We start from the raw sequence: 20,851 nt of genomic DNA on the forward strand, positions 1-20,851 counted from the left end.
TGGGCCCAGAAACCTCGCAGGACGAGGGAATCCTCACTTCCGCCCCGCCGACCCCGTCCACCAGCCGCCTTACAGCCGGTTTACGGCTGAAAAGGGCAGGATGGGCGACGCCCTACACACGTGTGCCCTTCTGGGCTCGAAGGAAGGAAACGACGTGCGCGTACTCGTCGTCGAGGACGAGCAGCTGCTCGCCGATGCGGTGGCCACCGGACTGCGCCGGGAGGCCATGGCCGTGGACGTCGTGTACGACGGCGCCGCCGCCCTGGAGCGGGTCGGCGTGAACGACTACGACGTGGTCGTGCTCGACCGGGACCTCCCGCTCGTGCACGGTGACGACGTGTGCAGGAGGATCGTCGAGCTCGGCATGCCCACCCGCGTGCTGATGCTCACCGCCTCCGGCGACGTCAGCGACCGGGTGGAGGGCCTGGAGCTCGGGGCGGACGACTACCTGCCCAAGCCCTTCGCCTTCACCGAGCTGACCGCCCGCGTGCGCGCCCTCGGGCGGCGCACCACGGTGGCGCTGCCGCCCGTGCTGGAGCGCGCCGGGATCAAGCTGGACCCGAACCGGCGCGAGGTGTTCCGCGAGGGCCGCGAGGTGCAGCTGGCACCGAAGGAGTTCGCGGTGCTGGAGGTCCTCATGCGCAGCGAGGGGACCGTCGTCTCCGCCGAACAGCTGCTGGAGAAGGCCTGGGACGAGAACACCGACCCCTTCACCAACGTCGTGCGGGTGACCGTCATGACCCTGCGGCGCAAGCTCGGCGAGCCGCCGGTCATCGTGACCGTGCCCGGTTCCGGATACCGGATCTGACGCGCGTGGCCTCCGCTCCCGCGCCACCGGCGGCGCCACCGAAACCGACCTGGGACCCCGGTCAGCCGGAGGGCCCCTTCCCGTGGCTGCGGCCGACGATCCGCATACGCCTCACCTTGCTGTACGGCGGGATGTTCCTGATCGTGGGCATCCTGCTGCTGTCGATCATCTACCTGCTGGCGGCCCAGGCCCTGCGTGAGGGCAACGCCCTGCCGTTCGAGATCGTCGGCGGCCAGCAGGTGAAGGTGTCCAGCACGACCTGCCCCGGGGTGGTGGGCGTCGAGCAGCCGTACAGCCAGTTCAACGCCGCGATCAGCCAGTGCGTCCTGGACCAGCGCAGGCACGCCCTGGACGACCTGCTGAGCCGCTCGCTGATGGCCCTGCTGGGGCTGAGCATCATCGCGTTCGCCTTCGGCTACGCGATGGCCGGCCGGGTGCTCTCGCCGCTGGGCAAGATCACCCGGACCGCCCGCCGGGTGGTCGGCTCCGACCTGACCCGGCGGATCGAGCTGGACGGGCCGGACGACGAGCTCAAGGAGCTCGCCGACACCTTCGACGAGATGCTCGACCGGCTGGAGCGGGCCTTCACGGCCCAGCAGAGGTTCGTGGCGAACGCCTCGCACGAGCTGCGCACGCCGCTCGCGATCAACCGGACGCTGCTGGAGGTCCACCTCTCCGACCCCGGCGCCCCGGTGGAGCTCCAGCAGCTCGGCAAGACCCTGCTGGCCACCAACGAGCGCAGCGAACAGCTGGTCGAGGGCCTACTGCTGCTGGCCCGCAGCGAGAACCAGATCGTCGAGCGCAAGCCGGTGGACCTGGCGGAGGTCGCCTCGCGGGCGGTGGACCAGGTGCGCTGTGAGGCCGAGGCGAAGGGCGTGGAGATCCGCGGCGAGCGCACGCCGGCCGTGGTCCAGGGCAACGGGGTCCTGCTGGAGCGGATCGCGCTCAATCTGGTGCAGAACGCCGTGCGCTACAACGTTCCGGAGGGCGGCTGGGTGGAGGTCACCGCCGAGGCCCAGCACGGTCAGGCGGTCCTCCTGGTATCGAACACGGGTCCCGTGGTTCCCGCGTACGAGGTGGAGAACCTCTTCGAGCCCTTCAGACGGCTGCGTACGGAGCGAACGGGCAGCGACAAGGGTGTGGGGCTCGGCCTGTCGATCGCGCGCTCCGTGGCGCGCGCACACGGCGGACGGATCCAGGCGATGCCCCGGGAAGGCGGTGGCCTCGTGATGCGTGTCACTCTTCCCTTGTAAGACGCGCCCCCCGTGTTCGCTATTGGCTGAATACTTGTCCCATGAAGACAGCCTCGTCTGTGTGATCGATCACAGGGGCGAGTGTCGGGCCATGTGCAATCAGTGACCCCGGGGCGGCCGGTACGCCCGGGAAGTCCGGGTTTCCGGCCCCCTGAATGGCGGGAAATACACGGGGTGGCGTTTGTGCAAGACCGCCCCCGGACCGTGTACGGTCCCGGTCGTCATCCCAGCCAATCGCCCCTCCCGGTGGGCGGCTGGGTGTCGATTGAGTAACAGACCTTGATGTGAGGCAAAATCTCCGCCTCAGGTCGGGCACAAGTCCGGCCTCTCGTGCGTTACGTGCGCTGAGACACCGCTAACACCCAGAGGGGGAGAGCGAACAATGGCAACGGACTACGACACCCCGCGCAAGACCGACGATGACGTCGACAACGACAGCATTGAAGAGCTGAAGGCCCGACGCAACGAGAAGTCCTCTTCGTCCGTCGACATGGACGAATTCGACTCGGCCGAGAGCCTTGAGCTTCCCGGTGCGGACCTCTCCAATGAGGAGCTGGCCGTCCGGGTCCTGCCCAAGCAGGCCGATGAGTTCACCTGCATGAGCTGCTTCCTGGTGCATCACCGCAGCCAGCTGGCCCGCGAGAAGAACGGTCAGCCGATCTGCCGCGACTGCGACTGAGGCGTCGGTCATGACCGGCTCGGCACCCTTTCGGAAGCGCCGCTTCCGGAAATCTGGTGATCCGGCGGAGACGCAGGTGGCCACCACGGACCCGGAAACGGGTCCTGTAGCCCCCGGCGGCTCCGCCCGTGGGACCAGTCGGCTGCACGCCGTCAGGAACGGCGTCCGCAGGGGCGGTGAAGGCGTCAGGGACGCCGCCCTGTTCGTCGCCGACAGGATCATCGAGAACGCCCCGCGCGTTCCGGTTCGGGACCTCGCGACCCTGCGCGCGCAGTTCCCGGGCCTCGGCCCCGATCAGCTTGCCGACAAGCTGATCTCGGGCGCCGCCAACGCCTCGTCGACCGTCGGAGCGGGTATCGGCGCGGCGGCCATGCTGCCCGTTCCGCCCGCGATGCCGGCGGAACTGGCGGCCGAGATCACCGGGATCGCGGCGATCGAGCTCAAGCTCGTCGCCGAGCTCCACGAAATCTACGGCCAGCGGCCGCCGGGCACGCTCAAGGACCGCAGCCTCGCCTACCTCTCCGCCTGGACGCAGGAGCGCGGGGTCGACCTGACCAAGCCGACCACGCTGAACGCGGCGCTCGGCGGTCAGATGAAGCGCGAACTGCGCCAGCAGATCATGAAGCGGATGTTCCGCAGTCTTCCGAACCTCATGCCGTTCATGGTGGGCGCTGCGGTCGGGGCGGTCATGAACCGCCGGGACACGCGCAAACTCGCCGAGAAGGTCCGTGGTGACCTGCGGGGCCGTGCCGTGGCCTGGGAGGCGCTGACGCAGCTGCCACCCCTGGAACAGCCCGCCCAGCCCCTTCCCGGGGCCACCAGGGGTGAACTGGAGGGTTCGCCACCGGACCGGCGCGGCTGAGCGCCGCCCGCGGGACTCAGCCGCGGACCCCTCGGATCGCGCAGCCCCCGCGCCTCACGCGCCGGCGGATGCGGCGGGGCCGGACCTGGCCGCCAGGATGGCCGCCTTCAGGGCCTGCGGCTCGCGGGTGGAGACGTAGACGTACGGGGTCGGGTCCGCCGGGTCGGTGATCTCGACGCGGACCGCCGTCGGCACGTAGCTGCGCATCAGCATGAAGGCGCGGGTGTCCGCCTTGTGCGTCCGCCAGGCCCGCGCCTCCCCGGCGTCCAGGATCTCGGGCTCGCCGAGCGCCGTCACCGGGATCCGCGCCTCCCCGGCCGCCAGCGCGCCGTTCACCACGCGCACGCGCGCGGAGCCGTACGAGCTCACCAGCATCCCGGCCAGCGCGGTGCCGCCGACCAGCCCGGCCAGCAGGGGCAGCGTGCCCAGCGGCAGCAGCATCAGCGCGCACGCGAGGCCGATCAGGGCGGCGATGCCCCACCAGGAGCGGGGGGCGGTCAGGCGTTCGTCGTACTGCGCGGTGGAGAGCTGCATGCCGTCAAGCCTGCCACGGGGCGACCGGTGCCCGGCCGCGCGGGTAAGGTTCGCGGCTGTGAGTGGACGAAACACAGCCTTGACGCCGCCGGCCGATGCCACGGCGCCGGTCCGGCACCCCGATGCGCCGGCCCCCGGAGAGCTCCTCGGTGCGCACTACGAGCACTGTTTCGGCTGCGGCGGCGGTCAGCCCCACGGACTCCACCTGGAGGCCCGTGCGGGTGAGGGCGTGCGCATCAGCGCCGAGTTCACCGTCAAGGCCGCCCACCAGGGCGCCCCCGGTCTCGCCCACGGCGGGGTGCTCGCCACCGCGCTCGACGAGACGCTCGGCTCCCTGAACTGGCTGCTGCGCGTCATCGCCGTGACCGGGCGGCTGGAGACCGACTTCGTGCGGCCGGTGCCCGTGGGTACCGTGCTGCATCTGGAGGCCGAGGTCACCGCCGTGGCCGGACGCAAGATCTACTGCAGTGCGGTCGGCCGGATAGGCGGGCCCGAGGGTCCGGTCGCCGTGCGGGCGGACGCGCTCTTCATAGAGGTGAAGGTCGACCACTTCATCGACAACGGTCGGCCCGAGGAGATCCAGGCGGCGATGGCCGACCCGGACCAGGTCAGGCGCGCACGCGCTTTCGAGGTGAACCCCTGATGTTTCTGAACCACCACGCCCCCGTGGACGTGCTGATCCGCCGCGTCGACCCGGAGGTGCCCATTCCGGCCTACGGGCACCCGGGCGACGCCGGCTGCGACCTGGTGACCACCCAGGCCGCCGAGCTGGCGCCCGGCGAGCGGGCCGTGCTGCCCACCGGGGTGTCCATCGCCCTGCCCGACGGGTACGCCGCCTTCGTGCACCCGCGCTCCGGCCTGGCCGCACGCTGCGGGCTCGCGCTCGTGAATGCCCCGGGGACGGTGGATGCCGGGTACCGTGGGGAGATCAAGGTGATCGTGGTCAATCTCGACCCTCGCGAGAGCGTCCGGTTCGAGCGTTTCGACCGCATTGCCCAGCTGGTTGTCCAGCGGGTCGAGAAGGTGCGCTTCCACGAGGTGGCGGAACTTCCCGGCTCGGCCCGGGCCGAGGGGGGCTTCGGCTCCACCGGCGGTCATGCGGCCGTGGCCGGATCGGGGGCTGGTCAGCAGGGTGGGAATGGCTACGCTTCGGTCGTAACCGACCGGGAAGGACAGTGACGTGTTCGGACGTCGCAAGAAGAACGACTCCGCCAAGGACGGCGGCGCGGCCGAGCAGGTCGTAGACGGCGTCGGCTCCGCTGAGCAGGACGATGCGGCGGAGCAGGAGGACACCGCCCGGCCCCGCCGGGTGAACCTGCCGCCGGCCCCGCGGCCCGACGGCCCCTGGGACGTCTCCGAGGTGCTCGGCAACCCGGCCGACGGCCGGGTCGACCTGGGCGGCATCCTCGTACCCGGTGTCGAGGGCATGGAACTGCGGGTCGAGGTCGCCGGTGACGCGATCGTGGCCGCGACCGTGGTCCTGGGCGACAGCGCCGTGCAGCTGCAGGCCTTCGCCGCGCCCAAGAAGGAGGGCATCTGGGGCGAGGTCCGCGAGGAGATCGCCGCGGGCATCACCCAGCAGGGCGGCATGATCGACGAGGTCCAGGGCTCGCTGGGCTGGGAGCTGCGCGCACAGGTGCCCGTACCGCTCCCGGACGGGCAGACCGGCGCTCAGCTGGTCCGCTTCGTCGGCGTCGACGGTCCGCGCTGGTTCCTGCGCGGCGTCATCTCCGGCCAGGGCGCGGTGCGCCCCGAGTCGGCGGGCGTGCTGGAGCAGATCTTCCGGGACACCGTCGTCGTCCGCGGCGACGGCCCGATGGCCCCCCGCGACCCGATCGTCCTGAAGCTGCCGAACGACGCGCAGATGGTGCCGGACGGCGTGCAGACGGAGGAGCAGGAAGGCTCCCGCTTCGGCGGCGGCATGGGCCAGCTGGAGCGCGGCCCGGAGATCACCGAGGTCCGCTGACGGACCCGCGGTCCCTCGGCCGACCCCGCGCACAGGGGGTCGCGTCGTGTTTCCGGCCGGTGGGCCCTACTCCCTCGGGGTGGGGCCCACCGGCCGTTTCCGTCGCGGGCCGGGCTCCGCCGGAGGCGCGTCAGGGAACCGTCAGGGATGCGCGCTCGGGCCCCGATCCGTGCGTGAACAGCGCGGACGTCCTTGAGAATGGGCGCATGGGACGCGGCAGGCTCAGGATCTATCTCGGCGCGGCGCCCGGTGTGGGCAAGACCTACGCGATGCTCTCCGAGGGCCATCGCCGAGTGGAGCGGGGCGCGGACTGCGCCGTCGGTTTCGTCGAGCACCACGGGCGACCGCGCACCGAGGTGATGCTCCACGGGCTCGAACAGATCGAGCGCAGGGCCCTGACGTACCGGGGGGCCTCCTTCACCGAGATGGACGTCGACGCGCTGCTCGCCCGCAGACCCGCCGTGGCGCTGGTGGACGAGCTCGCCCACACCAATGTGCCGGGCTCGCGCAACGCCAAGCGCTGGCAGGACGTCGAGGAGCTGCTGCGGGCCGGAATCGACGTCGTGACCACGGTCAACATCCAGCACCTGGAGTCGCTCGGCGACGTGGTCGAGTCCATCACCGGGGTGCGGCAGCGCGAGACCGTGCCGGACGAGGTGGTCCGCCGGGCCGACCAGATCGAGCTGGTCGACATGTCCCCGCAGGCGCTGCGCCGGCGGATGGCGCACGGGAACATATACAGGCCCGAGAAGGTCGACGCGGCCCTGTCGAACTACTTCCGGCCCGGCAACCTCACCGCGCTGCGCGAGCTGGCGCTGCTGTGGGTGGCCGACCGCGCCGACGAGTACCTCCAGCAGTACCGGGGCGAACACGACATCCGCTCCCCCTGGCAGGCGCGCGAGCGGATCGTGGTCGGGCTCACCGGCGGGCCGGAGGGGCGCACGCTCATCCGACGCGCCGCGCGGATGGCCGCCAAGGGCTCGGGCAGCGAGATCATGGCCGTCTACATCGCCCGCAGCGACGGCCTGACCGCTGCCTCCCCCAAGGAGCTCGCGGTCCAGCGGACCCTGGTCGAGGACCTGGGCGGATCGTTTCACCATGTGATCGGCGACAACGTCCCCGACGCGCTGCTCGCCTTCGCGCGCGGGGTCAACGCCACGCAGATCGTGCTCGGCTCCAGCCGCCGCAAGGCCTGGCAGTACGTCTTGGGGCCCGGCGTGGGCGCCACCGTGGCCCGCGACTCCGGCCCCGACCTCGACGTGCACATCGTCACGCACGGCGAGGTGGCCAAGGGCCGCGGCCTGCCCGTGGCCCGCTCGGCGGCCCGCCTGGGACGGACCCGGATCCTCGCCGGCTGGTTGGTGGGAGCGGGCCTGCCGCTGCTGCTGTGCCTGCTGCTCACGCACGTCGAGTCCGATCCCGGCCTCGCCAACGACATGCTGCTCTTCCTGGCGCTGACGGTGGCGGCCGCGCTGCTCGGCGGGCTGTGGCCGGCCCTGGCCTCGGCCGCCGTCGGCTCCCTGCTGCTGAACTACTACTTCGCGCCGCCGCTGCACCGCTTCACCGTGTCCGACCCCCGCAACATCATGGCCATCTCCGTCTTCTTCGGGATCGCCGTCTCGGTCGCCTCGGTGGTGGACCTCGCCGCCCGGCGCACCCATCAGGCCGCGCGGCTGCGCGCCGAGTCCGAGATCCTCTCCTTCCTCGCCGGCAGCGTGCTGCGCGGGGAGACCGCGCTCGACGCACTGCTGGAGCGGCTGCGCGAGACCTTCGCCATGGAGTCCGTGGCGCTGCTGGAGCGCGCGGGCGACGTCGAGCCCTGGACGCGGGCCGCCAGCGTCGGCCCCCGCCCCGTGGAGCGGCCCGAGGACGCCGATGTGGACATGCCGATCGGGGACCACATGGCGCTGGCCCTGTCGGGACGGGTGCTGCCCGCGGAGGACCGGCGCGTGCTCGGCGCCTTCGCGGCCCAGGCCGCCGTGGTCCTGGACCGCCAGCGCCTGGTCGGACAGGCCGAGGAGGCCCGCCGGCTGGCCGAGGGCAACCGGATCCGGACCGCGTTGCTGGCCGCCGTCAGCCATGACCTCCGTACGCCGCTGGCCTCCATCAAGGCCTCCGTCAGCTCCCTGCGCTCCGCAGACGTGGAATGGTCCGAGGAGGACCGGGCCGAGCTCCTCGAAGGCATCGAGGACGGCGCCGACCGCCTCGACCACCTGGTGGGCAACCTGCTGGACATGTCCCGGCTGCAGACCGGCACCGTCACCCCGCTGATCCGGGAGATCGACCTCGACGAGGTGGTCCCGATGGCGCTGGGCGGCGTACCCGAGGACAGCGTGGCGCTGGACGTGCCCGAGACGCTGCCCATGGTGGCGGTGGACCCGGGGCTGCTGGAGCGGACCGTGGCCAACGTGGTGGAGAACGCCGTCAAGTACAGCCCGCCGGGGCTGCCGGTGCTGGTGGCGGCCAGCTTCCTCGGCGACCGGGTCGAGGTGCGGGTCGTCGACCGCGGGCGCGGCGTGCCCGACGAGGCCAAGGACCGGATCTTCGCGCCCTTCCAGCGGTACGGAGACGCCCCGCGCGGGGCCGGCGTGGGCCTCGGGCTCGCCGTCGCCCGCGGCTTCGCCGAGGCCATGGGCGGCACCCTGACGGCCGAGGACACCCCCGGCGGCGGGCTGACCATGGTGCTCACGCTGCGCGCGGCGGCCCGCAGCCGGGCGCCGGCGGGGGGCGGCGCGGACACGGACGGTGGCGCGGACGGTTCCGCGGACATGATGGAACGTGATCACGACCGTGATCGCACGGCGCGACAGAAGGCAGGACCTCAATGACCCGGGTGCTCGTGGTGGAAGACGAGCCGCAGATCGTCCGAGCCCTCGTGATCAATCTCAAGGCACGCAAGTACGAGGTCGACGCCGCCGCCGACGGAGCGAGCGCCCTGGAGCTCGCGGCGGCCCGCCACCCCGACGTGGTCCTCCTGGACCTCGGTCTGCCCGATATGGACGGCATCGAGGTGATCAAGGGCCTGCGCGGCTGGACCCGGGTGCCGATCCTCGTCCTCTCGGCCCGCCACACCTCCGACGAGAAGGTCGAGGCCCTGGACGCGGGCGCGGACGACTACGTCACCAAGCCCTTCGGCATGGACGAGCTGCTGGCCCGGCTGCGCGCCGCCGTCCGCCGGGCCGAGCCCCCGGCCGGCTCCGGCGACGGCGAGGTGATCGTGGAGACCGAGGCCTTCACGGTGGACCTGGCCGCCAAGAAGGCCGTGCGCGAGGGGCGCGACGTACGGCTGACGCCCACCGAGTGGCACCTGCTGGAGGTCCTGGTCCGCAACGGCGGCAAGCTGGTCAGCCAGAAGCAGCTCCTCCAGGAGGTGTGGGGGCCCTCGTACGGCACCGAGACGAACTACCTGCGGGTCTACATGGCCCAGCTGCGGCGCAAGCTGGAGGCGGACCCCTCCCACCCGCGGCACTTCATCACCGAACCGGGCATGGGATACCGCTTCGAGAGGTAGTGGGCACGCCGGTACGCTTCCCTGTATGAGTGCTGAACCGCGTCCCGAGAAGTCCGCCAAGCCGACCAGGCCGGCGGGCCGGTTCCGCCGGATGATCGAGCGGCTGTCCACCTCGCAGGAGGACCTGCATTCGGCTGAGCTGCAGGAGGACGCAGAAGCCGCAGGGTGCACGCGGATCTGCGACTGCGACGACCGTCAGATAGTCAAGGTGACCGGGACCCTGCGTACGGTCACCCTGCGGCCGCGGGCGGGCGTCCCCGCCCTGGAGGCCGAGCTGTTCGACGGCTCGGCGGCGCTGGACGTGGTCTGGCTCGGGCGTCGCTCGATCGTGGGAATCGAGCCCGGTCGCCGCATGATCGCCTCCGGGCGGATCTCCATGACCCACGGCCGTCGGGTGCTCTTCAACCCGAAGTACGAACTCCGACCGCTCGGACAGGAGCACTGACGGTGACGTCACTCGACAAACGGAACACCCCGGAACCGGACGCCGTGCCCTCCCCGGGCGCCGCACCCCAGGCCGCTGCCGCCGCGTACCCGGCTGCGGCCACTGCCCCGGCCCCCGCCTCGCAGGCTCCTTCCGAGGACCAGAGCGCGGTGACGCAGGCGGCGCTCTTCGACGCCTTCGGCGGCATCCGCGGCACCGTGGAGACGATGCTCCCCGGGCTGCTCTTCGTCACGATCTACACGATCACCAAGGACGTGAAGATGTCCGCCATCGCCGCGGGCGCGTTCGCCGTCCTGCTGGTGATCGCGCGGCTGCTGCGCAAGGACACGGTGAAGCACGCCTTCAGCGGGGTCTTCGGCGTGGGCGTGGGCGTGGCCTTCGCCCTGTTCACGGGCGACCCGAAGGGCTTCTACCTGCCGGGCATGATCTACGGCACCTGCCTGGGGGTGGCCTTCACGGTCTCGGCCCTGGTGGGCTTCCCGCTCCTGGGCGTGATCCTCGGCCCGGTGTTCAAGGAGAACCTCTCCTGGCGCACCCGCAACCCGGGCCGCAAGAAGGCCTACACCAAGGCCAGTCTGGCCTGGGGGCTCATCTTCCTCGCCAAGCACGCGATCCTGTTCCCGCTGTACTGGTGGGGCGACGCGACGCAGCTGGGCTGGGTACAGATCGGGCTGAAGCTGCCGCCGATCGTGCTCGCGGTGTACTTCACCTGGGTGTTCCTGGCGAAGGCGCCGCCGCCGATCGATGTGATCGCGGAGTGGGAGGCCAAGGAAGCCGCCGCCGGGAAGCAGGGGGCCTGAGCCCCTCCGCCGCGTACGGGCGTGGCGGCGGGCCCTAAGCCGGATACGAAGGGGGCGGGGCGACCGACCGGTCGCCCCGCCCCCTTCGGCATGCCGTCAGCTACGGGCCTGGAGGAGGTCCTCCAGCTGCTCCTCGCGGGCCTGGGCGGCCACGAAGAGGAGCTCGTCGCCGGGCTCCAGGGTCTCCTCCGCGTGCGGGGTGAGGACGCGGTTGCCCCGGATGATCGTGACCAGCGAGGTGTCCTCGGGCCAGGTGATGTCGCCGATCTGGGTCCCCGCGACCGAGGAGTCGGACGGCAGGGTCAGCTCGACGAGGTTGGCGTCACCGTGGCTGAAGCGCAGCAGCCGCACCAGGTCGCCGACGCTGACGGCCTCCTCGACCAGGGCCGACATCAGGCGCGGCGTCGAGACGGCGACGTCGACGCCCCAGGACTCGTTGAAGAGCCACTCGTTCTTCGGGTTGTTGACGCGGGCCACCACGCGCGGCACCCCGTACTCGGTCTTGGCGAGCAGCGAGACGACGAGGTTGACCTTGTCGTCACCGGTCGCGGCGATGACCACGTTGCAGCGCTGCAGCGCCGCCTCGTCCAGCGAGGTGATCTCGCAGGCGTCGGCCAGCAGCCACTCCGCCTGCGGCACCCGCTCCACCGAGATGGCGGTCGGTGCCTTGTCGACCAGCAGCACCTCGTGGCCGTTCTCCAGCAGTTCGCCCGCGATGGAGCGGCCCACCGCGCCTGCCCCGGCGATCGCGACCCTCATGCTTGTGCCTCCTCAGGGCCTTCGGCGAACGCCGCCTCGACCTTGTCGATCTCGTCCGTACGCATCATCACGTGGACGAGGTCGCCCTCCTGCAGGACCGTCGCCGACGTGGGCAGCATGGCCTCGCCCAGGCGGGTGAGGAAGGCGACGCGCACGCCGGTCTCCTCCTGGAGCCGGCTGACCTTGTGACCGATCCAGGCGGGGGAGGTGTGCACCTCGGCGAGCTGCACGCCGCCGCTCGGGTCGCGCCACAGGGGCTCGGCGCCCGACGGCAGCAGCCGGCGCAGCATCTGGTCGGCGGTCCACCGGACGGTGGCGACGGTGGGGATGCCCAGGCGCTGGTAGACCTCGGCGCGCTTGGGGTCGTAGATGCGGGCGGCGACGTTCTCGACGCCGAACATCTCCCGGGCGACGCGCGCGGCGATGATGTTGGAATTGTCACCACTGCTGACGGCGGCGAAGGCGCCCGCGTCCTCGATGCCGGCCTCGCGCAGGGTGTCCTGGTCGAAGCCGACCCCGGTGACGCGGCGGCCGCCGAATCCGGCTCCGAGCCGGCGGAATGCGGTGGGGTCCTGGTCGACGACTGCGACCGTGTGCCCCTGCTGTTCCAGGGTTTGCGCGAGGGCGGAGCCCACTCTTCCGCAGCCCATAATGACGATGTGCACGGCCGTCCTTCCGGCTGTCAGCGACTCGCTGGTTCCCAGCCTCATTGCATGCTCTGGATGAACAGGGTCTCAGACCGTGGCCCAAGCTACACACGGGCGGTCACCGGTGTGGCCACTTGGGACGCAGTCGTGTGGTGCGCCCGGGGAGGAAATGCGGCGGGATTGCAGTGTGTGGGGGTGGAGGGTTCGTCAGGCTGATTTCGAACGCTTACGATCCTGTGCGTGTCCAAACTGACCGACGTGCCCAAACGGATCCTGATCGGCCGGGCGCTGCGCAGCGACCGCCTCGGAGAAACCCTCCTCCCCAAGCGGATCGCACTTCCCGTCTTCGCGTCCGACCCGCTCTCGTCGGTGGCATATGCCCCCGGCGAGGTCCTGCTGGTCCTGTCGATCGCGGGCGTGTCGGCGTACCACTTCAGCCCCTGGATCGCCGCCGCGGTCGTCGTGCTGATGTTCACCGTCGTGGCCTCCTACCGGCAGAACGTCCACGCCTACCCGAGCGGCGGCGGTGACTACGAGGTCGCCAACACCAACCTCGGGCCCAAGGCCGGGCTCACCGTCGCGAGCGCCCTGCTCGTCGACTACGTCCTGACCGTGGCCGTCTCGATCTCCTCCGGAGTCGAGAACCTCGGCTCCGCCGTCGATTTCGTCATCGAGCACAAGGTGCTCTCGGCGATGATCATGATTCTGCTGCTCACGCTGATGAATCTGCGCGGGGTCAAGGAGTCCGGGAACCTCTTCGCCATCCCGACCTACGTCTTCGTCGGCGCCGTCTTCGTGATGATCGCCTGGGGCGCCTGGCGGGGCATCGTCGTCGGCGACACCATGAAGGCCCCCACCGCGGACCTGGTGATCAAGGCCGAGCACCAGGGGCTGGCCGGTTTCGCCCTGGTCTTCCTGCTGCTGAGGGCCTTCTCCTCCGGCTGCGCCGCGCTGACCGGCGTCGAGGCCATCAGCAACGGCGTACCCGCCTTCCGCAAGCCCAAGAGCAAGAACGCGGCCACCACCCTCGCCCTCATGGGCGCCCTGGCCGTCACCATGTTCTGCGGGATCATCGCCCTGGCCATGGCCACCCACGTACGGATGGCCGAGAAGCCGGCCACCGACCTCCTGGCGGACGGCGTCGCCGTCGGCGAGGGGTACGTCCAGAACCCGGTGATCTCCCAGGTGGCCGAAGCCGTCTTCGGCAAGGGCAGCTTCCTGTTCATCGTGCTCGCCGCGGCCACCGCGCTCGTGCTGTTCCTGGCCGCCAACACCGCGTACAACGGCTTCCCGCTGCTCGGCTCGATCCTCGCCCAGGACCGGTACCTGCCGCGTCAGCTCCACACCCGGGGCGACCGGCTGGCCTTCTCCAACGGCATCGTGCTGCTCGCGGGCGCCGCGATGCTGCTCGTGTGGATCTACGACGCCGACTCGACCAAGCTGATCCAGCTGTACATCGTCGGCGTCTTCGTGTCCTTCACGCTGAGCCAGATCGGCATGGTCCGGCACTGGAACCGCCACCTGAAGGCGGAGCGCGACCAGGCCGCCCGGCGCCGGATGCACCGCTCCCGGGCCATCAACACCTTCGGCGCCTTCTTCACCGGCATGGTGCTGGTCGTCGTCCTCGCCACCAAGTTCACGCACGGCGCCTGGGTCGCGCTGCTCGGCATGGTGATCTTCTACGCCACGATGAGCGCGATCCGCAAGCACTACGACCGGGTCTCCGCCGAGATCGCCGCGGCCGAGGGCCCGAGCGACGACAGCGTGCGGCCCTCCCGGGTCCACTCGATCGTCCTGGTCTCCAAGGTCCACAAGCCCACGCTGCGCGCCCTGGCCTTCGCCAAGCTGACCCGCTCGGACACCCTGGAGGCGCTCAGCATCAGCGTCGACCCGGTCGAGACCAAGGCGCTGCGCGAGGAGTGGGAGCGCCGCGGGATCAACGTCCCGCTGAAGATCCTCGACTCCCCGTACCGGGAGATCACCCGCCCGGTGGTGGAGTACGTCAAGGGCCTGCGCAGCGAGAACCCGCGCGACGCGGTCAGCGTCTACATCCCGGAGTACGTCGTCGGCCGCTGGTACGAGCACCTGCTGCACAACCAGAGCGCGCTGCGCCTCAAGGGCCGGCTGCTGTTCACCCCCGGTGTGATGGTCACCTCGGTGCCCTACCAGCTGGAGTCCTCGGAGCTCGCCAAGAGGCGGGCGAAGAAGCGCCAGGAATGGAACGCCCCGGGCTCGGTGCGCCGCGGTCCCGTGGACACGCCGCGGCCTCCGCGGGAGCCCAGCGCGAAGGGCTGAGCCGGTTGGTGAACGGCCGGACGAGATCCACGTAAACTGGTGGGTCGGTCGTCCGGCCGTTTCCCGTTTCAGTTTTTTGGAGTCTCCCCACCATGACGAGCGTCGAGCAGAACGAGAAGCAGTCACTGGTCGGGGAGGAGTACGAGGTCGAGGTCGGCCCCGTCGCGCACGGCGGGCACTGCATCGCCCGCACCGAGGACGGGCGGGTCCTGTTCGTCCGGCACACCCTGCCCGGCGAGAAGGTCGTGGCGAAGGTGACCGAGGGCGACGCGGACTCCCGCTACCTGCGCGCCGACGCGATCACCGTGCTGGAGGCCTCCAAGGACCGCGTGCCGGCCCCCTGCCCGTACGCCGGGCCCGGCAAGTGCGGCGGCTGCGACTGGCAGCACGCCAAGCCGGGCGCGCAGCGCCGGCTCAAGGGCGAGGTCGTCGCCGAGCAGCTGAAGCGGCTCGCCGGGCTCACCCCGGAGGAGGCCGGCTGGGACGGCACGGTCATGCCGGCCGAGGGCGACAAGCTGCCCGCCGGCGAGGTCCCCCAGTGGCGCACGCGCGTGCAGTTCGCCATCGACGAGGACGGCATCGCGGGCCTGCGCAAGCACCGCTCGCACGAGATCGAGCCGATCGACCACTGCATGATCGCGGCGCCGGGCGTCAGCGAACTGGGCATCGAGAAGCAGGACTGGCCCCAGATGGCCACCGTCGAGGCCATCGCCGCCTCCGGCTCGAGCGACCGCCAGGTCGTCCTCACCCCGCGCCCCGGCGGCCGCCTCCCGCTCGTGGAGCTGGACAAGCCGGTCTCGGTCCTGCGGGTCGAGGAGAAGGACGGCGGGGTCCACCGCGTCCACGGCCGCCCCTTCGTCCGCGAGCGCGCGGACGGCCGTACCTACCGCGTGGGCATGGGCGGCTTCTGGCAGGTCCACCCGCAGGCCGCGGACACCCTGATCAAGGCCGTCATGCAGGGCCTGATGCCGCGCAAGGGCGAGATGGCCCTCGACCTCTACTGCGGCGTCGGCATCTTCGCGGGCGCGCTGGCCGAGCGGCTCGGCGACACGGGCGCGGTGCTCGGCATCGAGTCGACGAAGCGCGCGGTGGAGGACGCCCGCCACAACCTGGAGGACTTCCCCCGCGTCCGGATCGAGCAGGGCAAGGTCGAGCAGATCCTGCCGAAGACCGGCATCACCGAGTGCGACCTGGTCGTCCTGGACCCGCCCCGCGCGGGCGCCGGCAAGCAGACGGTCCGCCACATCGCGGGCCTGTCCGCCCGCCGCATCGCCTACGTGGCGTGCGACCCGGCGGCCCTGGCGCGCGACCTGGGCTACTTCAAGGAGAACGGCTACAAGGTCCGCACGCTGCGCGTCTTCGACCTGTTCCCGATGACGCATCATGTCGAGTGCGTCGCGATCCTTGAGCCCGCCTCAAAGGGCTCCTGAACTGCGGTTTCTCCGGGTGGGTGTTATGGGCGTTACGTGCGCTAGGTGCGATATCTTGACGCATATTCGACGCACGTGACGCACGTTTGACGCACGAACGGCACGTTTTCTGATGGGTCGTCATGCAGCCTTGGTGGCCACCGAGTGGAGCCCCCAGCTGCCTGGTCTTAGGCACCTTGAGGCGGCTGGGGCACTGGCTGCTGAGCTTTTGGCTGCCCCAGCCCCACCCGCTTCTCGGTAGTGACATTCCGTGAGGCTAGGCGGGGGTCCGGCCCATGCTGAGTCAGGGGCCGTACGGGCTCCAGTGCCCGAGAAAGGGCCTAAGATCGTCGGCTCGCGGTTCGGGGATGTCGGGCAGTCGCGGCGGTGATTTCAGCGGGTCGAGGCGCTCCACGCGTGCTGCCGCCCAGTCGATCCATGTTTCGGCTTCGCTCCGGGCCTGACCTGGGGGCATGGTCTCGATCCGGGTGCGTACGGCGCTCACGTACTCCGTCAGTCGGGTGGCGTGGCGCCATGCGGCTTCCTGCGCCTCGAAGTGCCTGACGCGGTACGCCTCGGCGTACTGGACGCGCGCTTCATCCATGGCGGCTTCCCAGTGGATGCGCTTCTGACGGGCTGCTTCGATCTCGTCAAGACGTTTGCGTTCGGCGGCTTCGCCGCGAAGCGTGACCTCCTGCGCGATCTCGGCGAGCTGGGCTTCGAGAGAGTGTGCGGGGGTGTCGGACCATTCGCTCGCCCGGTGCGGCTGGCCGCCGCTGAGGACGAAGCGGAGACGTTCGGACGGGGTGTAGTCGAAGCGGGGGATCCTGATCCAGGACTTCTTCTTGGCCTCGGCGAGTTCCTTCTCGGTGGCGACGTGCTCAGTCCGGTCCTGTTCCTGGAGGACGAGGAACTCCACGGTCTGGCCCTGCGCGGTGATGGTGAAGTGGGGAGACGCCCTGTGGCGGCGATGGGGCGGGGGCGCGAAGCCGGTCTGCCCTGCCGCACTGGAGTGTCCTGCGTTCTCGGTGGCGATGATCAGCGCCTGGATAAGCCTGAGGGCGCGTCCTTGGACGGACTTGGTGAGGCCCAGCGGCTGGGGTTCGTTCTGCATGGCCCGGACCACACTGTGCGGCCGCGCGAGCCGCGAGGGCACAGGGACGGGTTCGAGGGGCGCGAGGCGCCAGGCTGGCATGTTGACGAGCTTGATCTCGTACCCGTCACGGCACCAACCTCCATAGAGCTCCTTCGTCTCCGGGATCCTTCCGGATCTGCGCGCCGCAGCTACACGCGACGGCCACTTCTCCAACTCCGGACCGCTGCCGCATTTGACGAGTCGGCCGCCCGCCCCCGCGAGCTCCTGTAACAACTGCTCCGTGAAGGTCACGCGAGGCCGTGGAGGAGGGCTGGGCTTTCGCCCAGCTGCCGGAATTTCCTGCGCTCGGGTGGGCGGCGGTTGCGGAGTGGCGGCCTGGGCCTTCCGTGGGCGAGGCCTGCGGGGAGGGTACGTGCCGTGTGCCAGGTAGTGCCGACCGGCGCTCGTCAGAGCGACGCTCCACTGCCCACCCTTGCGGCAGACCGTGACCAGGCCCCGGTTCTGCAGTGCCTGACAGGTGGTTTTGTAGGAGCTGGTCTCCCATACGCTGGCAGGACACCCGGCTTCCACCCACTCAAGAACCGCAAGCTGACGTTCATTGACCGGCCGTTCCAATGGTCTGCCCTCGGATTATGGCTGCGTGACGGGCGGATGCTGTCAGTGATCGTGGTGCAGGGTGGGTGCTGCGTGGAGGGTTCGCCTGAAGAGGTAGCCAGTGTCGCCTTCCGCCGGCGGGATTCGAAACCGCGCACATGACTCCGGAGGCCGTCGTTTTCCGATGTTTTACCAGGTCATCGGAGCATCTGATTCTATGTTAGTGGCCCAGCCTCACGCATTCCGCGAAAACGAAACGTTCTGCTTGGTTGCCATTGCATGCTTTCCGGCTTGTTTTGAAAGTCTGGTGCAACGTGGCGGATGCCGTGGGGCGTTGGTGGGTGTAGGGGTGCGTGCACCGGGCCTCGATTCGAACGAGTGGGTGGTCGCGTGCATGGATGGCCGAGTGTGCCTGACCGCGGGGAATGCGGCGGCTCCCGGTAACCGCAAGGTCGTATGCCGGTCGAGTGTTGAGTGCGCCTGAGGGCGTACGCGGTCTGTCCGTGGCAGGGGGCGTCACTTCCGACCGGGGGTCCATTTCATGCCGAGCCGGTAGGCGCGGGAGATCACGTCCTGGACGCCGGGGCCGTCCTGCGGAGTGAACCAGCGCACCTCGCGGCCGATGACGAGTTCGCCCTTCTGCCGCTTGATGAGGGCGATGGCGCAGGCGTGTGCCTGCGGCGGGCACTCGTCCAGAACCACCCGGAAGCGGTCACCGCGGTCGGAGGTCAGCGTCACCACGGCGTCGAGGCCGCGGAAGTCACCGGACCCTTCGTAGATGTAGACGAAGAGCAGGAGCTTCTGGAACTCGGCCTGGTGGTCCAAGTTGATGACGAGGTTCTCTCCCGTCTCCCGGGCGCCGGTCCGGTCGTCCGCGTCGAGGGCGACGTACGGGAAGCGGTCCACCGTGCCGAACGCGTTGCCCAGTGCCTGCACCACGGTCTTGGAGCCGTCGGTGCAGCGGATCATGCAGCCGAGGTCGAGATCCACATGCCTGGCCGCGGCCGACCGCAGCGATGCCCGTATCCGGCCGAACAGGCCATGCGCCTCGCCGGCCGCCCGCTGGGCGGCGGCCTGCGGTGAGGTCCAGTTGAGGTTGACCTTGATCAGTCCCGAGGTCACGCCGTGCTTGTCCAGGGAGACCGTGGGCGAGGCCTTCGTCAGGTTCACAGTGGCGGGCTGGGTCATGCGGCGCCTTTCGGGGAAGGCCCGGGGAGCCGGGGTGGTCGACGACCATACAGGCGGGGCGTGAGGCGCCGCAGGGAATCAGTCGTTGACGGTCTGGTGCGAGGAGGATCCGTCGGCCGGGCGGCGGAGCCGGCGGGACTTGGAGGGCGTGCGAGTTGCTGAAAGCAGCAGCGACGCGCGGAGGTGGCGCCGTACTGATCCCTGGGGTTGTTCGATCCGGCGGCCGTTAGTGTGAGCGCAGTTGGTGGGGGAGTCCGAGCCGGAGCGGAGCGCGGAGAGTTTTGGGCAGTCTTACGGAGGCGAAGCTGAGGGTGCTGGCCGGCGAGCGTTCGTTCGGGCGCGGGCTCGGTTACGTCGACGAGGTGTCCGGTGTGGAGTTCGGTGACGGCTGGATCAGGGCGTCGGTGCACGGAACGGAACGGTACGAGACGGAGCTCGTCCTGGGTGGGCGCAAGGGGAAGGGGCCGGCGGGCACGTGTGACTGCCCGTACGGCCAGGAGGGCAACTTCTGCAAGCACCTGGTCGCTCTCGGCCTGACCGTGATCGCCCAGGAGGCGGACCTCCCGCGTCTGCGGGAGTCGGCCCGGGACCGGGCGCGCGGCCTCGATACCTGGCTGTCCGCCCTGTCGCGGGAGGAACTGCTCACTCTCGTACGAGATGAGATCGCCGAGGACCAGCAGCTTGAGCGCCGCCTGGAGCTGCGGGCGGCGAGTGCTCGCGGAGACCTGGCCGGGATCCGGTTCCGCATCCGTGAGCTGCTCGACATCGGCCCGTTCGCCCAGTACGGCTACGTCGAGTACGCCGACGCCCGCGCCTACGCCGACCAGGCCGGGCAGGCGGTGTCCGCGATCCGCTCGCTGACCGACTCCGGCCGGGCCTCCGACGCGATAGCACTGTCGCGGGAGGCGATCGGGCTGCTGGCCGGGGTGGCCGAGAGCGTCGACGACTCCGACGGCTGGCTCGGCCAGATCGGCGCCGGCCTCGCCGACGCCCACCGCGACGCCTGCTATGAAGCCACGCCCGAGCCCGAGGAACTCGCGCACTGGCTGGTGACCCACGCGCTCGACGAAGCGGCCGACCTGACGGACATCGACCCGCTCGACTACGAAGACCTGCTCGGCGAGCAGGGACTGATCGCCCTGCGCCGGTACGCGACGGAAGCATGGACGGCCAACCGCACCGGCTGGGCCGAGAGGCACCTGCTGCAGCGCCTGGCGAAGTCGGGCCGGGACGTCGACACGGTGATCGCCGTGCACGCCGCCGACCTCGCGCCGAATGGTCACACCCACCTGCTCATCGCCCGCGAACTGGACACCGCCGGTCGCCCCGCCGAAGCCCTGGAGTGGGCCGAGCGCGGCATCCGCGACGCTGAGGACCTCGCCACTGTCGACACCGCCCTGGTCGACCACCTCACCGACCGCTACACCCGAACCGGCCGGCTCGCCGACGCCGTCACCCTGCGCCGTGACCACTTCGCCGCCCGCCGCAGCCTGCTTGCCTACCAGCAGCTGCGCGCCGCAGCCAGGGCCGCCGCATGTTGGCCGCCCGAGCGCGAGAAGGCTCTGGCCTTGTTGCGCACCGACGCGGAACGGGCGAAAGGCTGCGGTGGGCGCGTCCTCGTCGACGTCTTCCTGGACGACAAGGACACGGATGCCGCCTGGCGCGCGGCCACGGAGCACGGCGCCCACGACGGCCAGTGGCTCACCCTCGCCGACCGATCTCGCACCACCCGCCCCGCCGGTGCCCTCGCCGTCTACCACCGCCTGGCCGCCCCGCTCACCTGCCAGACCGGCAACCACGCCTACGAACAGCTCGTCAGCCTGCTCCTGAGCATCCGCGACTGCCACCGTCACCTCGGCACGCCGGACGACTTCACCACGTACGTCACCGACCTGCGCGCCACCCAGAAGCGCAAACGGAACCTGATGCGCCTGATGGACGAACACGACCTGTGACCCAGTAAGGCGTGTTGACGCCGTCAACGCATTGAAGTGTTGTTTATGAT

At 70.5% G+C, this 20,851-nt stretch carries 19 protein-coding genes; 14 read left to right on the forward strand and 5 right to left on the reverse strand.

Annotated elements, in window-relative coordinates; genetic code table 11:
- The first annotated feature begins 154 nt into the window (after nt 1-154).
- From ACF059_RS08645 to ACF059_RS08660, 4 genes are all read left to right on the forward strand, one after another.
- Entirely contained in the window at nt 155-808 is a 654-nt protein-coding gene (locus ACF059_RS08645) for a response regulator transcription factor (RefSeq protein WP_360892379.1), read from the forward strand.
- Nucleotides 809-813: 5 nt separating this feature from the next.
- Entirely contained in the window at nt 814-2,061 is a 1,248-nt protein-coding gene (locus ACF059_RS08650) for a sensor histidine kinase (protein ID WP_392053383.1), read from the forward strand.
- Between the two features lie 382 nt (nt 2,062-2,443).
- Nucleotides 2,444-2,740, forward strand: a complete 297-nt coding sequence (locus tag ACF059_RS08655) for a DUF4193 domain-containing protein (protein ID WP_030036261.1) — start codon at nt 2,444-2,446, stop codon at nt 2,738-2,740.
- A 10-nt stretch (nt 2,741-2,750) separates the two neighbouring features.
- Complete coding sequence (locus tag ACF059_RS08660; RefSeq protein ID WP_392053386.1) at nt 2,751-3,602, forward strand: hypothetical protein; 852 nt, start codon at nt 2,751-2,753, stop codon at nt 3,600-3,602.
- A gap of 54 nt (nt 3,603-3,656) precedes the next feature.
- Here the strand turns inward: ACF059_RS08660 and ACF059_RS08665 are convergent, their stop codons facing one another.
- Nucleotides 3,657-4,136 carry a DUF3093 domain-containing protein gene (locus ACF059_RS08665; protein ID WP_392053388.1) on the reverse strand — a complete coding sequence of 160 codons (480 nt, stop codon included), beginning with the start codon at nt 4,134-4,136 and terminating at the stop codon, nt 3,657-3,659.
- Between the two features lie 58 nt (nt 4,137-4,194).
- Here ACF059_RS08665 and ACF059_RS08670 point away from each other — a divergent pair, with 58 nt between their 5' ends.
- The 7 genes from ACF059_RS08670 (at nt 4,195) to ACF059_RS08700 (ending at nt 10,858) form a co-directional block, all read left to right on the forward strand.
- Nucleotides 4,195-4,779, forward strand: coding sequence for a PaaI family thioesterase (locus ACF059_RS08670; RefSeq protein ID WP_366868039.1), 585 nt, complete (start codon nt 4,195-4,197; stop codon nt 4,777-4,779).
- Complete coding sequence (gene dut / locus ACF059_RS08675) at nt 4,779-5,315, forward strand: dUTP diphosphatase (RefSeq protein ID WP_392053391.1); 537 nt, start codon at nt 4,779-4,781, stop codon at nt 5,313-5,315. Before ACF059_RS08670 ends, dut begins: the two co-directional genes overlap by 1 nt.
- Nucleotide 5,316: 1 nt before the next feature.
- The gene (locus ACF059_RS08680; RefSeq protein WP_392053394.1) at nt 5,317-6,102 is read left to right on the forward strand and encodes a DUF3710 domain-containing protein; all 786 of its coding nucleotides are present in this window, start codon (nt 5,317-5,319) and stop codon (nt 6,100-6,102) included.
- 206 nt (nt 6,103-6,308) lie between these two features.
- Nucleotides 6,309-8,930: a DUF4118 domain-containing protein gene (locus ACF059_RS08685; protein WP_392053396.1), complete on the forward strand. Its 2,622-nt coding sequence runs from the start codon at nt 6,309-6,311 to the stop codon at nt 8,928-8,930.
- Nucleotides 8,927-9,613 (forward strand): response regulator, encoded by a 687-nt coding sequence (locus ACF059_RS08690; protein WP_392053399.1) that lies wholly within the window; start codon nt 8,927-8,929, stop codon nt 9,611-9,613. The genes ACF059_RS08685 and ACF059_RS08690 overlap by 4 nt, the downstream gene beginning before the upstream one ends.
- 25 nt (nt 9,614-9,638) lie before the next feature.
- Complete coding sequence (locus tag ACF059_RS08695) at nt 9,639-10,058, forward strand: OB-fold nucleic acid binding domain-containing protein (RefSeq protein ID WP_361943110.1); 420 nt, start codon at nt 9,639-9,641, stop codon at nt 10,056-10,058.
- Between the two features lie 2 nt (nt 10,059-10,060).
- Nucleotides 10,061-10,858: a DUF3159 domain-containing protein gene (locus ACF059_RS08700; protein ID WP_392053402.1), complete on the forward strand. Its 798-nt coding sequence runs from the start codon at nt 10,061-10,063 to the stop codon at nt 10,856-10,858.
- Between the two features lie 96 nt (nt 10,859-10,954).
- Here the strand turns inward: ACF059_RS08700 and ACF059_RS08705 are convergent, their stop codons facing one another.
- Entirely contained in the window at nt 10,955-11,617 is a 663-nt protein-coding gene (locus tag ACF059_RS08705; RefSeq protein WP_360892350.1) for a TrkA family potassium uptake protein, read from the reverse strand.
- Nucleotides 11,614-12,282, reverse strand: a complete 669-nt coding sequence (locus tag ACF059_RS08710) for a TrkA family potassium uptake protein (RefSeq protein WP_360892347.1) — start codon at nt 12,280-12,282, stop codon at nt 11,614-11,616. The genes ACF059_RS08705 and ACF059_RS08710 overlap by 4 nt, the downstream gene beginning before the upstream one ends.
- A gap of 222 nt (nt 12,283-12,504) precedes the next feature.
- Between ACF059_RS08710 and ACF059_RS08715 the strand changes: the two genes are divergently transcribed.
- Together ACF059_RS08715 and ACF059_RS08720 are read left to right on the forward strand one after the other, a co-directional pair.
- Entirely contained in the window at nt 12,505-14,559 is a 2,055-nt protein-coding gene (locus tag ACF059_RS08715) for an APC family permease (RefSeq protein ID WP_360892344.1), read from the forward strand.
- Nucleotides 14,560-14,651: 92 nt separating this feature from the next.
- The gene (locus ACF059_RS08720) at nt 14,652-15,989 is read left to right on the forward strand and encodes a class I SAM-dependent RNA methyltransferase (protein WP_392053406.1); all 1,338 of its coding nucleotides are present in this window, start codon (nt 14,652-14,654) and stop codon (nt 15,987-15,989) included.
- A gap of 283 nt (nt 15,990-16,272) precedes the next feature.
- On the opposite strand, the gene ACF059_RS08725 is transcribed toward ACF059_RS08720, so the two are convergent.
- Entirely contained in the window at nt 16,273-17,355 is a 1,083-nt protein-coding gene (locus tag ACF059_RS08725) for a hypothetical protein (RefSeq protein WP_392053409.1), read from the reverse strand.
- Between the two features lie 819 nt (nt 17,356-18,174).
- Nucleotides 18,175-18,846, reverse strand: coding sequence for a hypothetical protein (locus ACF059_RS08730; protein ID WP_056557577.1), 672 nt, complete (start codon nt 18,844-18,846; stop codon nt 18,175-18,177).
- 281 nt (nt 18,847-19,127) lie between these two features.
- On the opposite strand from ACF059_RS08730, the gene ACF059_RS08735 reads away from it, so the two are divergent.
- Nucleotides 19,128-20,801, forward strand: coding sequence for an SWIM zinc finger domain-containing protein (locus tag ACF059_RS08735; protein WP_392053412.1), 1,674 nt, complete (start codon nt 19,128-19,130; stop codon nt 20,799-20,801).
- Nucleotides 20,802-20,851: the final 50 nt, after the last annotated feature.

The organism is Streptomyces sp. NPDC016562, assembly GCF_043076955.1.
Classification (GTDB): Bacteria; Actinomycetota; Actinomycetes; order Streptomycetales; family Streptomycetaceae; genus Streptomyces.

What these genes read in the sequence shown, in the direction of transcription:
- ACF059_RS08655 (WP_030036261.1), top strand. Translation starts at nt 2,444, where the DNA reads ATGGCAACGGACTACGACACCCCGCGCAAGACCGACGATGACGTCGAC.
- ACF059_RS08660 (WP_392053386.1), top strand. Translation starts at nt 2,751, where the DNA reads ATGACCGGCTCGGCACCCTTTCGGAAGCGCCGCTTCCGGAAATCTGGT.
- ACF059_RS08665 (WP_392053388.1), bottom strand. Translation starts at nt 4,136, where the DNA reads ATGCAGCTCTCCACCGCGCAGTACGACGAACGCCTGACCGCCCCCCGC.
- dut (WP_392053391.1), top strand. Translation starts at nt 4,779, where the DNA reads ATGTTTCTGAACCACCACGCCCCCGTGGACGTGCTGATCCGCCGCGTC.
- ACF059_RS08685 (WP_392053396.1), top strand. Translation starts at nt 6,309, where the DNA reads ATGGGACGCGGCAGGCTCAGGATCTATCTCGGCGCGGCGCCCGGTGTG.
- ACF059_RS08690 (WP_392053399.1), top strand. Translation starts at nt 8,927, where the DNA reads ATGACCCGGGTGCTCGTGGTGGAAGACGAGCCGCAGATCGTCCGAGCC.
- ACF059_RS08695 (WP_361943110.1), top strand. Translation starts at nt 9,639, where the DNA reads ATGAGTGCTGAACCGCGTCCCGAGAAGTCCGCCAAGCCGACCAGGCCG.
- ACF059_RS08705 (WP_360892350.1), bottom strand. Translation starts at nt 11,617, where the DNA reads ATGAGGGTCGCGATCGCCGGGGCAGGCGCGGTGGGCCGCTCCATCGCG.
- ACF059_RS08720 (WP_392053406.1), top strand. Translation starts at nt 14,652, where the DNA reads ATGACGAGCGTCGAGCAGAACGAGAAGCAGTCACTGGTCGGGGAGGAG.
- ACF059_RS08730 (WP_056557577.1), bottom strand. Translation starts at nt 18,846, where the DNA reads ATGACCCAGCCCGCCACTGTGAACCTGACGAAGGCCTCGCCCACGGTC.